Below are 14687 nucleotides of genomic sequence, written 5' to 3'. Positions count from 1 at the left end.
GTGCAATATATTTTATATCATATTGTGAAAAATGAAAACCCGACAATGTCGGATTTTCTTTCGAATACGACAATAAGGCCCTTTATACGGGTTTGTCCGCATGAAAACGGCCGCCCACGCGCAAGATCTCACCTTTCAAATAATCGAACGCTGCAGTGGCGGCCGGCTCTTCGCCTTTGACACCCAGATCGATATAAGCGCCCGCGCCCTTGCCCATGGTCGGCAGGCTGAAAGTGCTGATGCCGGCCCAATTCGTTTCGATATGCTCTAACGCCGGCGTGATCCGCGATTCGGGAACACCGTAGGCCAGGATGTTGTGCGAGACCAGTTGGCTCAGGTGCTGATAATCCGCATAACGGTTATCCAGGGTCCACTCGACCATGGGCCAGGCCATTTCCGGGAATCCCGGGACAAAAGTATGGTCCTGGATGAAAAAGCCCGGAATGCGATTATAGGGATTGGGCACAATCTGGGCGCCAACCGGGAACACCCCCATGGCCAGCCGGCGCTGGTTCTCTGGCGAGCCAGGATCATGCGTACCGCGCCCTTCCAACGCAAGTTGCTCAAAGCGTTCGGTGATCAGCCTTTCGGCTTCCGGATGCAGGGCCAGCGACACACCCAGCGCCTGCGCGACCGCCGTGCGGGTTTTGTCATCGGGCGTAGCGCCAATGCCGCCACTGGAAAAAACAATATCATTCGACGCGAAACTGCGTTTGTATGCAGCAATCAGGGTTTCAAGATCGTCCGGCAGGAATTCGGCGCGCGACAGTTGCATGCCTCGCGCGGCAAGCAACTCGATGATTTTGGACAGATGCTTGTCCTGACGCCGGCCGGAGAGGATTTCGTCTCCCACAATGATCAAACTGATTTTACGTGCTGCCTTATCGTTCATAATGCTCATCCTGTTGTTGGCCCGTCTCGGGATGACGCTATTCTAACGCTAAAGATTGGACTGTGACGACAATAGCGCCGGGCTGTTTCGACGTTGTTCGGCCAGTGCAGCCAGCCCATGGTGCGCATAGACCAGGGACGTAAAAACGGGCAATACAATCCAGGTCAGGGGAATCAGGTTGACCGTTGCACAGATTGTGCCGATCAGCCATCCGCCACCGCGCCGGCCGGCGATAATCTGCGCTCGCTCCTGCCGCGTGGCATGTTCGACCAGCGCATCAAACCGCAACATATGGGTAAATGCATAAGCCCACCAGAATACATGCAGCAGCACGGCGACCGGTGGGATAAGCCACAGCGGCAGCGTAATGACCCAGCCAACGATAAAAACCAGCATCACTTTGGTCGAATTCATCAGGCTTGAAACAAAGACCTGACCGCCGCGGCGATCCAGTTCCGGATAATCGGTGCGCGCCACATGGCCTACCACCATGGGCATGACCAGCACAGCGGCAATCAGCAGACCAATACTGCTGCCTATAGTGACCATGATCACAAACACCAGAATATGAACCAGATAGATAGTCATGGAAAGCAGCCCGACGCCAGCCATCCCGCTTTCGATGCCAGTCATCATTTCCGACTGCGTGACAAACAGATTCAACCAATCGGCCACCGGCTCCCACAGGAACCGCGCAAAAAACAGCATGACGATCAGCGCGGCGGCAAACGGCAGCAGCAGCGCCAGCAACATGCGTGGCTGCAGCTGTGAGACCATTGCACGTCCGAAAGCGCGGCCGACGCCTTCGTATGGCGATGGCACGCTTTCTGATTGCTGTCCGAATGGTGTACTATTTTGCATAACTTTCCCTTTTGCGCGATGGCGTAAATGGTTTCAGATCCAACCGTTACCTGTTACTTATTACTCGTTACCCGTCACCCGTTACTCATTTGCAGACCCATATGTTCATTCAAACCCCCGGCCAGCATGTTCCCCAGTTGCTCCAGGCGCTGGACAATCCCGACACATGGCTTATTGCCTGTTATTGCGCAGCCTGGTGCGATACTTGCGGCGACTACCACGAAGCCTTCCAGGCCATGAGTGAACGCTACCCCCAGCATCTGTTCCTGTGGATCGACGTTGAAGACAATCCCGAACTGCTGGATGATCTGGACGTTGAGAACTTCCCTACCCTGCTGATTCAGACCGACGGGCAAACCCGGTTTTTCGGTACCATGCTGCCCTACATCAGTCACCTGGAACGCATGCTGCAGGCCGTGGGCGACGATCCCGACACACGCGCCGACGGGCCGGCCGATATGCGCACGCTGTTGACCGCCTCGGCCTGAGACAAGGTCAGCCGAGCCAGGCGCAAGGCCAGGCAACACAGCGACAGCCGCGCAGCACCATCGATGCCCGCTTGCCGCAACCTTGATTTAAACAGGAATGTGGGAGTCGTGAGCCGCGGTTTCAAGTATTTGAACGCGGCTGAAACATGAGTTTGCCGATTAGTTTTCGGTATTGGGACGGCCGCCCAGCAAAACGGCCAGCATGGGTTTGGGACCATGGCCTTCAGCACGCCGATTTACCGAAGTATCGGATTCGATATTTTGCTTGGTCGGCTCGTAAGGGCGAAAGAAAAAGTCGTCAATGGGCGTAGCCCGGGCGGCAGGAAATGTTTTCTTGTAACGTTCGGGCTTGCCGGTTGTGGTCCGCGCCGGGTGATGTCCGCGTGCCAGAAAAACGCTGGGGATGGACAGTACGCCCCTTGGCACCGGCGTTTTGATCAGCTTTTCGATATCTTCCAGCAGGCGTTCTTCGGTTTGTGTGTAAAAGGCGATGGCCTCGCCCTTTGCGCCTGCCCTGCCGGTGCGGCCGATGCGGTGGACATAGTCTTCGGCGTTATACGGCAGGTCCATATTGATTACGCAAGGCAATCCGACCACGTCCAGCCCCCTGGCCGCCACATCGGTTGCCACCAGGACGGCAATCTCGCCAGACTTGAAGCCCTCAAGCGCCTTGATGCGCTCGGCCTGGGAGCGGTCGCCGTGAATGGACTCGGCATTGATGCCTTCACTGACCAGTTCCCGGGCGACACGGCTGGCGCCGATTTTGGTATTGACAAAAACAATGACCTGGCTCAGGTTGCGCGATTTAAGCGTATACAGCACCGCTGCTTTCTTTTCGTTTGGTGCAACCGGGTAGGCGATCTGCGTGACGGTTTCGGCCGTGGCATTGCGCGGCGCCACATTGATTTCCACAGGATTGTTCAGGAAATTGCGCGCCAGCTTGCGAATATCGTTACTGAACGTCGCCGAAAACAACAGGCTTTGGCGTGGTTTGGGCAGCAATCTGACGATCCGCTCCAGATCTGGCAGAAAACCCATATCCAGCATGCGGTCGGCTTCATCCAGCACCAGCACGCTGACCTGGCTCAGACTGACGTTTTTCTGTTCGATATGGTCCAGCAGCCGTCCCGGCGTGGCGATCAGCAGCTCACAGCCCTTGCGCAATTGGTCGCGTTGGGCATTCATATCTACCCCACCAAAAACAACAGCCACGCGCAAGGGTGAGCTGTGGCTGTAGCGTTTAACGCTTTCTGCGACCTGATCGGCCAGTTCGCGCGTGGGCGCCAGGATCAGGGCGCGTACCGGATGGCGGGCTGGCGACATGCTGCTGTTGGCCATGGGCATCAGCCGGTGCAGCAACGGCAACGTAAATGCCGCTGTTTTGCCGGTGCCGGTCTGGGCCGCGCCCATGATATCGCGCCCGTCCATAATCAGCGGCATGGCCTGTTCCTGGATGGGCGTTGGCTTGGTATAGCCACTGGCCATCACCGCCTTTAGCAGATCGGGGTGCAGGCCGACCTCGGTAAAGGATTCAAAGGTAGTGGTTTTGCCGGAGGTAGTCTTATTGGCGTCGGTCATTAAGTGTATGTGAAGGAACTGAAAATTGCGGCAAGCCGCGAAAACGTCATTTTACTCTACTCATGTACCCATCTATGCCCATCGGCCCGGAAATAGGGAGAAAGCCTTAGAAAATCCAGCGTAAAAGCCACAAGACGACCATACCGACAGCAATCATGAAAAGAATATTACGCACTCGCAAAAAAGCCAGCGCAGCGACGAGCGCCGCAAAAAACTCGGCCCCGACCTGCGGCCACTGCCCCACAGTCCAGGGCAACAGGCTAGGCACGATAATAGCCGTCAAGGCGGCAACCGGGGCGTAGCGCAGGCCACGGCTCACGGTCTTGCTCAAGGGGAAATACTGGCCCAGCATGAGGTAGCCAGCCCGGGTCAGCAGGCTACCAATGCCCAGCAGCACAATGATAAGCGCTATATAGGTGTCACTCATGTGCGTATTCCTTTGCTCATGGCTTTCTCGGACAGGATGCCGGCAGCGATCCCGGCCACAATGGCGATGAACAGCCCCATGCGCAGCGGCAGCGCCTGGCCCAGCCAGGCCACCGCACCGGCGACCAGCACAGTCACCAGCATGGGCCGGCCCTTGATGAGCGGGATGACAACGGCCATCAGCGTCAGTACTCCCGCAAACTCCAGTGACCATTCACGCGGCACGCGATCGCCGATCAGCACACCGGCCAGGGTACTTAACTGCCACGCTGCCGCAATCGCGGTCCCCATGGACAGATAGGTCCATACATATACCGTGCGCCGTTTCTGGCGGACATGACGGAACAGGCTGACAAACACCACATAATTGATATCGGTCAGCAGATACCCGAGCACCAGCCGCTTGAAATGGGAATATCGTTCGAAAAACGGATAAAGCGTCGCGCCGAATATGACAAACCGGATATTGACGATGAAGCCGGCCAGAAATACCATCCATACCGGGGCGCCAGCGGCCATCAGCGGCAACGCCGTGAGCTGAGCCGAACCGGCATACACCCACAGCGACATGATCATGGCCTGCCAGAAGGACAAGCCGTAATTGACCATGGCCACCCCGGACACGAACCCCCATGCGGACAACGCCAGCAGATGAGGAGCGACAGCCCGCATCCCCAGCTGGACGGCCTGTCGGCGCGCCAGCCGGTGCGCGTCGCTGGCGGCAGGCAAAACCCGCGCTAAAAGAGTAAACGGGGAAAACAAAATAGTTCCTTGTGCTGTACAATACGCTGTGCGACGGCGTATGAACGGATGCCCGGTAGCGGCGTAGACAATGAAGATATGTTGGGAATTCTAGCAAAAGCAACGCGCTCATCCTCATTGCACCCACCCCAGGGCAGAAATATAATACGTCAGCACCAATCGGCCAGAGCAAAGTGACGCTGCGCGGCAACACTCGGGCTGTTTACCATCAAATACACGTGCGCGCCGTTTGTACAGCGCGCATAACATGTCTTTCCGCATTTTTAGGAAGTAACTGATGTCTGCACAAGTACAAACGGCACCCATCGAGGTGTCTGCAAGCGATCTGCCTGTTTATTGCCCTGGCCCGAATGCCCCGACCTGGAGCCTGCATCCACGCGTTTTTCTGGAGGTAAGCAAAACCGGCTCGGCAGCCTGCCCTTATTGCGGCACCGTATACCGCCTCAAAGAAGGTGAGAAAGTGCATGGGCACTAAAAGCACTGCTGCGCCCAAGCGCGCGGTCTTCGCCAGCCCCGAGGAGGTCGAACAGGCCTTCTATGAAGCGCTGCGCCTGGGAGATGTCATGCGTGTCATGCATACCTGGGCCGATGATGAAGAAACCGTTTGCATTCATCCGGGCGGCGAGCGCCTGACGGGCACCAGCGCCATCCAGGCTTCCTGGCAGGAGCTGCTCAATAGCGGCCCGCTCCATATTCATGCCCATCATCCCGTGGTTATTACCTACGGCATGACCGTCATACATATTATGATCGAGGAAGTTCAGGCCAATACCCCGCGGGGCAATCGGGAACTGCTGTTTTATGCAACCAATGTGTACCATAAAGGTCGCACCGGCTGGCATATGGTTCATCATCATTCAGCCCCCGCCCCCTCTGACGTTCTGCTATCGGAAATGCACGACATTCCCAACGTGCTGCATTAATCCACCTGCAACACCGTCCTGTCGGGCGCACCCGCGATCGCAAAGGACAAGAATAACGCCTCTCACCCCTGGCCCGGCCATGCTTGCCTGCCTGAAATTTCATGTGCCTGACTCAACGGAATCACTGGACCTGCTGTGACTGCCCGACTCAAACTTGACGCCTGCCCTTCCCCGAACTGGCAATGTGAAGGCCATATCCAGACGATTGCCGCCATGCAGTGGGGACGCCGACCCCAACAGCGGTTCGTACGCCAGCGACTGGATACACCCGATGGTGATTTTCTGGATATCGACTGGGCCGGACCACAAGCGCATACCCATTGCGAATTCAATGGTCGGGCACTGGTCATTTTTCACGGACTGGAAGGCAGCAGCCAAAGCCATTACGCCCAGGCTATTGGCGCGTATTTTGTTGAACGCGGATGGATGGTTGCCGTGGCGCATTTTCGCGGCTGCTCGGGCGAGCCAAACCTGCGGGCCCGTTCTTATTTTTCCGGCGACTCCCAGGATATTGACTTCATCCTGAGCCAGATACGCCGCCAGTTACCCCAGGCGCAATGGCATGCAGCGGGCATTTCCCTGGGAGGCAACGCCCTGCTCAAATATACAGGGGAACAAGGCCAACATCTGAGCTGGCTCAATGCTGTAGCAGGCATTTCCGTACCGGTAGATCTGGTGGCCACCGGCATGCGGTTGCAAACCAGCCTGATGGGTCGCTATGTGTACACCCCTCATTTTCTGGCCTCCATGCGCGGCAAAATACAGCAAAAAGCCAGCGCCTTCCCGGACGCCGTCAACTGGAACAAAGCGCTGCAGGCACGCACGCTGCTAGAGTTCGATGACGCCTATACTGGGCCTGTGCACGGTTATCGCAGCGCACTGGATTACTGGTCGCGCTGTTCAAGCCAATATTATCTGCAGGATATTCGCGTACCGACGCTGCTATTGATTGCGCGCAATGATCCCTTTATTCCCGAAGCCAGCCTGCCCGGCCCTGCCCAGGGCAGCGATCACGTGCTGCTGCACTACCCATGCAGTGGCGGCCACGCCGGCTTTGCCAGCGGTTCGGGACGCGGCGAGCTGACCTGGCTGCCGCGCCGAATCGAACAGTTTTTTACGCAGAACCAATAAGGTCCTCGTGCGAGCCGTCTTGCCGCTACGCAACGCACCAACCCGGTAAGGACTGGCATTGAGTGCGCGTCGTGTATTGCCACGATCAGCACCGTCTCATCAGACAACGCGCCACAGCCCGCGTCACACGGTCCTGAGCTGCTGCTGCGCCAGGCGCATCTCACGCATCTGCCTGCCGGTTTTCTGACGCCCCTTGGCAGATAGGCGCATCATGGTGCTCAGGGCAAACAGCAGGCCGAAGGTTTCGACCATCGCCGCCGGAATCCACATGGTCAGGCCCCCAATACTCTGATCGGTTATCGCAGACATGGGCAGCGCCCGTCCACAAAGATCGAAGAGCGGATAGATATCGGTAGTAGTAAATGTGATGACTGCCCCCACGATCATTTGCGGCAACATGGTGATGATGGGCGACAGAATGCGCGCGCCCGGCGAGAGCACAGCCGGGGAGCCCGAAGCAATCGTCCATTGAAAGAAACGGCCGACCCATGTCTTGGCCGTGAGCATAGGCGCGACATAAGGGCGACGATCCAGGATCAGGTTCCAGTACATGAACCCACTGACCACAACCGACCAGTTCATGAGCCGGTACAGGCGCCAGTCGAGCATGGAGTAAAACTGGATGGTCGGCAACAGCCAGAACAACACCAGAAAGACGAACAGGAACGGGACCAGGATTTTATTGGTCAGCACACCGGTGATGAATCTGCCGGAAAAACTGCGACGATAATCGCGCAGCCAGACGCGCGCGCGCAGGGGAAGACCGGCACGCATCACCTGCCCGGGATAGGCGCCCATAATGAGCAAGGGGCCCAGGTGATGCAATACAAGATGCTGAATGCGGTGAATGAAAAACATGCGCTCGGCATAATAGTCAACATGCGTATGCAGCGACAGATAAAGCACCACAAAACCTGACCAGAACAGAAGCTGTCGCGCAAGCGTGACGCGATGCACGCGTGTGCCGCGCACAAACAGCCAGCCGGCAAGGAGAAACAGGGCAATCAGCGTAGGAGAAAACTCCCAGGGGGCAAGCCAATGCATCAAGTCCAGATCCATCGAATAAAACCTCTTGAAGATGTCGGCGCCGTATCATAAACGGCATCCCGGTCACTAGCAGGTCATGTGCAGGCAGGTGACGTGCGCCACAACCATGGACAGGGTGAACATGGAAACCATGCCTGCAATCAGCAAATTGAGCAGCGCCATCAGCCCTGGCGGCACACCCGACGGTTTGCGCCGCACCTGATTGACATTATAGAGCGCGTCGAATTTTTCATCGGCGCGCAGACAGTAAACAGCCGACTCAATGAAACCTGCCCAAAGCGGGATGAACAGGAAGAAAAACGGAATGGAGTCCCACCACACGGGCTGGGTGAACGACCATGCCAGCATTGCCAGACTGAACAGCGTAATGACAGGTGCAATGGGGCGCTTCAGATACCAGCCCTGCAGACTCAGCACGCCAAAAAAACAGGCCAGAAACCCGGCAACAGTTTTGGAACGAAAATGGTTTGCAGGCCTGGCCCGCCACAACTGATTCAACATTTCTGATTCAACATTTGCACTATGTCAGGCACGCTGCCAACTTTGAAGGCTATATTGTACGACAGGCGGGCTCACAGGTGCGTGTGCCGGATTTTTTCAGGCAAAAGGGTAAAATAGCGGCATGGAAAATGTTGACTTCGATATTGCAATCATCGGCGCCGGCCCCGTAGGGCTGGCGCTGGCTTGTGCCCTGGACAAACTGCCCGGCATCAGGCCAACGGTCGCCCTGTTCCAGGCCGACCATCCGGTCATGCATAACCCGGCCCGCGACACGCGCGTGCTTGCTCTCAATCACGGCAGCCGGGTCTTTCTGGAGCAATTGCAGGGTTGGCCCGGCCAATACGCTGCCATTGAAACCGTGCATGTCTCGCAAAAGGGCCGCCTGGGGCGAACGCTCATTACCCACACCGATTTTGACGTTGCTGCGCTAGGCTATGTGGTTCCCTATCGCGCGATTCACGCCAGCCTGCAGCAGGAGGTGAACGTCGGTCACACCTTGCGCCTGGCCGGCGCGCCGGCCACTGTCGCCAATGAACCAGACAGCGCCACAGCCAGCGTCAGCCAGAACGGTAAAACCTATCGGGCGCGCATTGTCGTGCAATGCGATGGCGCAAAGCCGGACACGCAACTGCGCGACTACAACCAGCATGCCATCATTACGTCCGCCCGCGCCGCCCTGCCCAGACCAGGCTGGGCCTGGGAGCGGTTTACCTGCGAAGGCCCGCTGGCGGTCCTGCCGCACCCGGTCTTTGCCGATGCCCAGTCGATCGTCTGGTGCACCAGCCCGGCGCGCGCCCGCGAACTGCTGACAGCAGACGACGCCAGCTTTTCCCGGGCACTCACCGACCACTTCGGTGACCGCCTGGGGCCCTTTTCCGTGCTGGAGTCGCGTCATATTTTCCCTCTGGCCCTCAGCGTTAGCAAGAACACCGTAAACGGCCGCATTGTGACCATAGGCAATGCGGCCCAGGCGCTGCATCCGGTGGCGGGCCAGGGGCTTAATCTCGGGCTGCGCGACGTTGCGGGGCTGTTGCGAGCACTGCAACCGTGGCTCATCGACCCTGCCCAGGATCCCCAGCCGGCATTGGCCGTCTTTGCTGGGGCGCGTCGTGCTGATCGCGGCATCACCCGTCAACTGACCGATTTCATGCCACGTATTTTCACCACCGGCAACCCGCTAATCGAACATGCCTGCGGGTTATCTTTGCTGGCGCTGGACCTGGCCAAACCGTTGCGGCGACCGCTGGCCCGCCACCTGTTGCAGGGTTATCGTAACTAGGCCAGCGGCTTTGCCGGCCCCGCGGGCCAACCTTGGTTAAAATGTGTCCATGCAAATTGGTAACTGGTCCCTTCCCAATCCTGTTTTTGTTGCTCCCATGGCGGGCGTGACCGACAGGCCTTTTCGTCAGCTGTGCAAGCAGTTGGGGGCCGGCTATGCCGTATCGGAAATGGCTGCAAGCAATCCGGCATTGTGGGAAAGCGTCAAGACATCCAGAAGGCTGAATCATGATGGCGAGATCGACCCGATCGCGGTACAAATCGCCGGTGCCGATCCGGCCATGCTTGCCGAGGCTGCCCTATTTAATATTGGCAAGGGGGCACGCATCATCGACATCAATATGGGATGCCCCGTAAAGAAAGTATGCCATGTCGCCTCGGGTTCGGCGCTGCTGCGCGACGAAGATCTGGTGGCGCGCATTCTGGAGGCGGTCGTGGCTGCCTGCCGGCCCTTTGACGTGCCGGTCACGCTCAAGACACGCACCGGTTGGGACCGGCAAAATCGCAATGCCTTGCGCATTGCCCGGCTGGCGGAAAACGCGGGCATTGCTGCGCTGACCCTGCACGGCCGAACCCGCTGTGATCTGTATACCGGTCAGGCCGAATACGATACGATCGCCGCAGTCAAGGCTGCCATTGGCATTCCGGTGATCGCCAACGGCGATATCACCGATCCGGTCAAGGCACGGTATGTGCTGGATTACACCGGCGCCGATGCCATTATGGTGGGCCGCGCCGCTCAGGGCAATCCGTGGATATTTCGCGAAATCAATCACTATCTGCAAACCGGAACCTTTCTGCCGCCGCCATCGTGGGAACATATGCGCGATGTGCTGCTTGCCCATCTTGACCATCACTATGGGTTCTATGGTGAATACACCGGCGTGCGCACCGCCCGCAAACATATCGGCTGGTATATAAGCAGTCTTCCGGATGCAGAATTGTTTCGGCAACAAATGAATCGCCTCGAAAGTTGTCAGGAGCAGTACAATGCAGTCAATCAGTGGTTCACCAAGCTGGTCAATGAATCGGCACCGCGGGTTCCACAAGCTGCAGTCCATTAAGTCAGAACAACAAGAACTTCCCCAATACCGCCACTATGAACAACACACAAGACCTTCAGGAATGTGTACGCACAAACCTTGAACTTTATTTTAAAGAACTGGGCGACGGCGAAGCCGGCAACCTTTGGAACATGGTCACAAGTTGCGTAGAGAAGCCGCTGCTTGAAGTGGTCATGCTCAAGGCCGGACATAACCAGTCGCGCGCTGCAGACATGCTGGGCATTACCCGCAACACGCTGCGCAAGAAACTGATTTCTCATCATTTACTGTAATTATTCTCTCATGACTATCAAGACCGCTTTGCTTTCCGTATCGGATAAAACCGGTATCGTGGACTTCGCCCGTGCGCTTCACGGCCGGGGTGTAAAACTTCTGTCAACAGGTGGCACCGCGGCGCTACTGAAAAAAGAAGGGCTGGACGTAACCGAGGTTGCAGAACATACCCAGTCTCCCGAAATTCTGGATGGCCGGGTCAAGACCCTGCACCCGCGCATCCATGGCGGGCTGCTGGCGCGACGCGACAGCCAGACGCACCTGGACACACTGAAAACGCACAATATCGATCCGATCGATCTGTTGGTGGTCAACCTGTACCCCTTTCGCGAAACCATCGCCAAGGCCGGCTGCACCTTTGCCGATGCCGTTGAAAATATCGATATCGGCGGACCGGCCATGTTGCGCGCAGCTGCCAAGAATCACGGCACGCGCGAAGGTGGCGTAACCGTTGTGATTGACCCGTCCGATTACGAAGCCGTGTTGCGCGAGCTTGACGAACAGGGCGGCACGTCATACGGATTGCGTCTGTCCCTGGCGAAAAAAGTGTATGCACATACCGCTGCCTATGATGGCGCCATTGCCAACTATCTGAGCGCGATTACCGAGGCCGAGCCTGAACAGGAAAACGAACCTGCCCGCCAAAGCTGGCCTGAGAACCTGACCATTCAATTGCGTCAACATCAGGCGCTGCGTTATGGCGAGAATCCGCATCAGTCCGCCGCGTTCTATCTGGACGCAAGCGTGCCGGCCGGTGTACTGGGCAACTATGTCCAATTGCAGGGCAAAGAACTGTCCTATAACAATATTGCCGATGCCGACGCAGCCTGGGAGTGCGTGCGCACCTTCGCAGCGCCCGCCTGCGTGATCGTCAAGCACGCCAACCCCTGCGGCGTTTCCGTCGCCGAAGACGCGGCCGGCGCCTATCGCAAGGCATTTAAGACCGATCCGACGTCTGCGTTTGGCGGCATCATCGCCTTCAACCGCATCGTAGATGCAGCGACCGCACAGGCCGTCAGCGAACAGTTCGTCGAGGTTCTGCTTGCACCCGAATACACGCCCGATGCGCTGGTCTTGCTGGCCAGCAAGAAAAATGTCCGCGTCCTGACCGTTGCCCTGGGCGATGGTCAGAACGCCTTTGACGTCAAACGTGTTGGCGGCGGCTGGCTGGTACAGAATCCCGATCACAAACCGCTGGCAGCGGCCGACTGCAAAGTTGTCACACGCAAGCAGCCTACAGCGCAGCAGATGAATGATCTGCTGTTTGCCTGGAATGTGGCTCAGTTCGTCAAATCCAACGCCATTGTCTTCTGCCGTGAAGGCATGACTTACGGCGTAGGCGCCGGCCAGATGAGCCGTATCGACTCTGCCCGCATCGCCTCGATCAAGGCCGAAAACGCCGGTCTGTCGCTGCAGAATACGGCAGCCGCATCCGATGCTTTCTTCCCGTTTCGCGACGGGCTTGATGTCATCGTCAAGGCGGGCGCCGATTGCGTCATTCAACCCGGCGGCAGCATGCGTGATGATGAAGTGATCGCCGCAGCCGACGAGCACGGCATTGCCATGGTACTGACAGGCACCCGGCACTTCCGTCACTAATTGCAGTTGTCATAAAGCCCCGGCCCGTGCCGGGGGCAACTCCAGGGAGTCATTGATGTTGCGGATTCTTGGCATTGACCCGGGCCTGCGTCGCACCGGTTTTGGTGTGATAGACGCTGCCGGCATGCGCATCTCCTACGTGGGCAGCGGCACCATTGTGGTCCCCTCGGATATCCCCCTACACGAACGCCTTAAAGTCATCCTCGATAGCATACGCGAGGTGGTCGATACCTATTCTCCCACCGAATCCGCGCTTGAAAAAGTCTTTGTCAACACCAACCCGGCCTCGACCCTGCTGCTGGGCCAGGCCCGTGGCGCAGCCATGTGCGCGCTGGCGGATCGGCACCTGGATGTGACTGAATACACCGCTCTGCAAATAAAAAAGGCAGTGGTCGGTAACGGCCATGCGCAAAAAGAGCAAGTCCAGCATATGGTGCAACGCCTGCTGACGCTCAACAACCTGCCCGCCCCGGATCCGGCTGACGCACTGGCCTGCGCCATCTGCCACGCGCACGCCGTGCCGCTGGCGTCGCGCTTGGCCGATCAGGATGCACTGCTGGGTGCCCGGCGTGGTCGAAGCCGCCTGCGCGCTGGCCGGCTGATAGATTAACAACGACAGCAACGCAAAGGGCGTTTTGCCAGCACCTTGCCGTGACAGGACCGTTTCAGGGGCGCACTCCCGTTTATCGCTCACCGCCTCTGTCCTGGTCCTTATATGTTGATATCTGCAAAACGTTGCACTATGACACTTATGAAAAAATCACAGCACTCGTAGCGCGAACCCACTGCACAACGACTGGTGTATCAGAAGCATGACAGCATTCTGATGTCGCTCGAACCAGCGGGGCGATCGATCGCCCTCGCCTGCGATGGTAGTGCTGATAACTGCCCGCAACGTTTGCCAAGCGTACTTGAGTAATCACTCTGTTTTTCAAGCGGGAGGCGACAAGGTTGTGTACCATAGCTCTTTGACTTTTTCTGATGATCCCTGCATAAAACAGGGTCTGTGGAGTTCCTGATGATCGGACGACTGACCGGCCTGCTGATTGAAAAACAACCACCGGGCCTGTGCCTGGATGTCAATGGCGTGGGCTACGATATCGATGTGCCCATGAGCACTTTCTATGACTTGCCCGAAGCGGGCGCCAAGGTCACGCTATACACCCATCTGGCCATCCGCGACGACGCGCATGTCCTTTATGGTTTTCTGCGACAGGACGAACGCGCCACCTTCCGGGCCCTGATCAAGGTCACCGGCATTGGCGCACGCACTGCCCTGGCGGTGCTCTCGGGCATGAGCAGCGCCGATCTGTCGGCAGCGATCGCCCAGCAGGACACCGCCCTGCTCACCCGGATACCGGGCATTGGCAAAAAAACGGCGGAACGCCTGCTGCTGGAGCTACGCGGCAAGCTCGATGCCGTTGCACCAGCCACGCCTGCGGCCACCAGTCAGAACGATGTGCTTAACGCGTTGCTGGCGCTTGGTTATTCCGATCGAGAAGCGCGAGCGACGGTCAAATCGTTGCCGGCTGATCTGGGCGTTTCCGAAGGCATCCGCGCCGCGCTCAAAGTACTGTCCAGCTAAGTATTGCCAACATGGCGTGCCATAAAGCCGCCATGATGGCGTCCTCAAAACCGTACATACAACTGCCCATAAGCGCAGCCCATAGACATCACTCATAGACGCCGGCATGAGAGACCACTGCCCCAGGTCGATGCCGTACCGGCACGATATCGACCCGCAAAGATAACCCTGCACATGATTACGCTGTCCTATACTGTATGCGATTACGCTGGTGCTGAACGCATGGGCGTGCGCCGTTGTTTTCCCCTGTGCCGTGTCCCAGCACGCTGACACCAACCG

At 57.7% G+C, this 14687-nt stretch carries 17 protein-coding genes; 10 read left to right on the top strand and 7 right to left on the bottom strand.

The window, feature by feature from the left end; genetic code table 11:
• Positions 1-82: 82 nt before the first annotated feature.
• A complete protein-coding gene (locus INT32_RS03465; RefSeq protein WP_193087337.1) occupies positions 83-892 on the bottom strand; it encodes a molybdopterin-binding protein in 810 nt (269 codons plus the stop codon).
• Positions 893-940: 48 nt separating this feature from the next.
• Positions 941-1753: an EI24 domain-containing protein gene (locus tag INT32_RS03460; protein ID WP_193087336.1), complete on the bottom strand. Its 813-nt coding sequence runs from the start codon at positions 1751-1753 to the stop codon at positions 941-943.
• A gap of 101 nt (positions 1754-1854) precedes the next feature.
• Here INT32_RS03460 and INT32_RS03455 point away from each other — a divergent pair, with 101 nt between their 5' ends.
• Positions 1855-2241 carry a thioredoxin family protein gene (locus INT32_RS03455; RefSeq protein ID WP_193087335.1) on the top strand — a complete coding sequence of 129 codons (387 nt, stop codon included), beginning with the start codon at positions 1855-1857 and terminating at the stop codon, positions 2239-2241.
• Positions 2242-2400: 159 nt separating this feature from the next.
• On the opposite strand, the gene INT32_RS03450 is transcribed toward INT32_RS03455, so the two are convergent.
• The 3 genes from INT32_RS03450 to INT32_RS03440 all read right to left on the bottom strand — a co-directional run bounded on the left by INT32_RS03450 (position 2401) and on the right by INT32_RS03440 (position 5007).
• On the bottom strand, positions 2401-3819 hold the full coding sequence (locus INT32_RS03450) for a DEAD/DEAH box helicase (protein ID WP_193087334.1): 1419 nt from the start codon (positions 3817-3819) through the stop codon (positions 2401-2403).
• Positions 3820-3925: 106 nt separating this feature from the next.
• Positions 3926-4246, bottom strand: a complete 321-nt coding sequence (locus tag INT32_RS03445; RefSeq protein ID WP_193087333.1) for an AzlD domain-containing protein — start codon at positions 4244-4246, stop codon at positions 3926-3928.
• On the bottom strand, positions 4243-5007 hold the full coding sequence (locus INT32_RS03440; protein ID WP_193087332.1) for an AzlC family ABC transporter permease: 765 nt from the start codon (positions 5005-5007) through the stop codon (positions 4243-4245). The genes INT32_RS03445 and INT32_RS03440 overlap by 4 nt, the downstream gene beginning before the upstream one ends.
• Before the next feature lie 277 nt (positions 5008-5284).
• On the opposite strand from INT32_RS03440, the gene INT32_RS03435 reads away from it, so the two are divergent.
• The 3 genes from INT32_RS03435 (at position 5285) to INT32_RS03425 (ending at position 7061) form a co-directional block, all read left to right on the top strand.
• Positions 5285-5482 (top strand): zinc-finger domain-containing protein, encoded by a 198-nt coding sequence (locus tag INT32_RS03435; RefSeq protein WP_193087331.1) that lies wholly within the window; start codon positions 5285-5287, stop codon positions 5480-5482.
• Positions 5472-5930, top strand: a complete 459-nt coding sequence (locus tag INT32_RS03430) for a nuclear transport factor 2 family protein (RefSeq protein WP_193087330.1) — start codon at positions 5472-5474, stop codon at positions 5928-5930. The genes INT32_RS03435 and INT32_RS03430 overlap by 11 nt, the downstream gene beginning before the upstream one ends.
• A 135-nt stretch (positions 5931-6065) precedes the next feature.
• A complete protein-coding gene (locus INT32_RS03425; RefSeq protein WP_370540167.1) occupies positions 6066-7061 on the top strand; it encodes a YheT family hydrolase in 996 nt (331 codons plus the stop codon).
• Between the two features lie 123 nt (positions 7062-7184).
• On the opposite strand, the gene INT32_RS03420 is transcribed toward INT32_RS03425, so the two are convergent.
• The gene (locus tag INT32_RS03420) at positions 7185-8114 is read right to left on the bottom strand and encodes a cytochrome c oxidase assembly protein (RefSeq protein WP_370540170.1); all 930 of its coding nucleotides are present in this window, start codon (positions 8112-8114) and stop codon (positions 7185-7187) included.
• Positions 8115-8174: 60 nt separating this feature from the next.
• On the bottom strand, positions 8175-8609 hold the full coding sequence (locus tag INT32_RS03415) for a hypothetical protein (RefSeq protein ID WP_226816467.1): 435 nt from the start codon (positions 8607-8609) through the stop codon (positions 8175-8177).
• Between the two features lie 121 nt (positions 8610-8730).
• Here INT32_RS03415 and INT32_RS03410 point away from each other — a divergent pair, with 121 nt between their 5' ends.
• From INT32_RS03410 to ruvA, 6 genes are all read left to right on the top strand, one after another.
• Positions 8731-9888: an FAD-dependent monooxygenase gene (locus INT32_RS03410; protein WP_193087328.1), complete on the top strand. Its 1158-nt coding sequence runs from the start codon at positions 8731-8733 to the stop codon at positions 9886-9888.
• Between the two features lie 49 nt (positions 9889-9937).
• A complete protein-coding gene (gene dusB / locus INT32_RS03405) occupies positions 9938-10951 on the top strand; it encodes a tRNA dihydrouridine synthase DusB (RefSeq protein WP_193087552.1) in 1014 nt (337 codons plus the stop codon).
• 35 nt (positions 10952-10986) lie between these two features.
• Positions 10987-11223 (top strand): helix-turn-helix domain-containing protein, encoded by a 237-nt coding sequence (locus INT32_RS03400; protein WP_128395007.1) that lies wholly within the window; start codon positions 10987-10989, stop codon positions 11221-11223.
• A gap of 10 nt (positions 11224-11233) precedes the next feature.
• Positions 11234-12823, top strand: coding sequence for a bifunctional phosphoribosylaminoimidazolecarboxamide formyltransferase/IMP cyclohydrolase (gene purH, locus INT32_RS03395; protein WP_193087327.1), 1590 nt, complete (start codon positions 11234-11236; stop codon positions 12821-12823).
• A gap of 58 nt (positions 12824-12881) precedes the next feature.
• Positions 12882-13433 (top strand): crossover junction endodeoxyribonuclease RuvC, encoded by a 552-nt coding sequence (gene ruvC, locus INT32_RS03390; protein WP_193087551.1) that lies wholly within the window; start codon positions 12882-12884, stop codon positions 13431-13433.
• Positions 13434-13841: 408 nt separating this feature from the next.
• Entirely contained in the window at positions 13842-14408 is a 567-nt protein-coding gene (gene ruvA, locus INT32_RS03385) for a Holliday junction branch migration protein RuvA (RefSeq protein WP_193087326.1), read from the top strand.
• The last annotated feature ends 279 nt before the right edge of the window (positions 14409-14687 follow it).

It is taken from the genome of Advenella sp. FME57 (genome assembly GCF_014897675.1).
Lineage (GTDB): Bacteria > Pseudomonadota > Gammaproteobacteria > Burkholderiales > Burkholderiaceae_B > Advenella.
This window is presented reverse-complemented; position numbering and strand designations above follow the sequence as displayed.

Bases quoted from the DNA above. Each gene is read 5' to 3' on its own strand.
- INT32_RS03430 (WP_193087330.1), top strand. From the start codon at position 5,472: ATGGGCACTAAAAGCACTGCTGCGCCCAAGCGCGCGGTCTTCGCCAGC.
- INT32_RS03445 (WP_193087333.1), bottom strand. From the start codon at position 4,246: ATGAGTGACACCTATATAGCGCTTATCATTGTGCTGCTGGGCATTGGT.
- purH (WP_193087327.1), top strand. From the start codon at position 11,234: ATGACTATCAAGACCGCTTTGCTTTCCGTATCGGATAAAACCGGTATC.
- ruvA (WP_193087326.1), top strand. From the start codon at position 13,842: ATGATCGGACGACTGACCGGCCTGCTGATTGAAAAACAACCACCGGGC.
- INT32_RS03415 (WP_226816467.1), bottom strand. From the start codon at position 8,609: ATGTTGAATCAGTTGTGGCGGGCCAGGCCTGCAAACCATTTTCGTTCC.
- INT32_RS03435 (WP_193087331.1), top strand. From the start codon at position 5,285: ATGTCTGCACAAGTACAAACGGCACCCATCGAGGTGTCTGCAAGCGAT.
- INT32_RS03400 (WP_128395007.1), top strand. From the start codon at position 10,987: ATGAACAACACACAAGACCTTCAGGAATGTGTACGCACAAACCTTGAA.
- INT32_RS03465 (WP_193087337.1), bottom strand. From the start codon at position 892: ATGAACGATAAGGCAGCACGTAAAATCAGTTTGATCATTGTGGGAGAC.
- dusB (WP_193087552.1), top strand. From the start codon at position 9,938: ATGCAAATTGGTAACTGGTCCCTTCCCAATCCTGTTTTTGTTGCTCCC.
- INT32_RS03450 (WP_193087334.1), bottom strand. From the start codon at position 3,819: ATGACCGACGCCAATAAGACTACCTCCGGCAAAACCACTACCTTTGAA.
- INT32_RS03460 (WP_193087336.1), bottom strand. From the start codon at position 1,753: ATGCAAAATAGTACACCATTCGGACAGCAATCAGAAAGCGTGCCATCG.
- INT32_RS03410 (WP_193087328.1), top strand. From the start codon at position 8,731: ATGGAAAATGTTGACTTCGATATTGCAATCATCGGCGCCGGCCCCGTA.
- INT32_RS03455 (WP_193087335.1), top strand. From the start codon at position 1,855: ATGTTCATTCAAACCCCCGGCCAGCATGTTCCCCAGTTGCTCCAGGCG.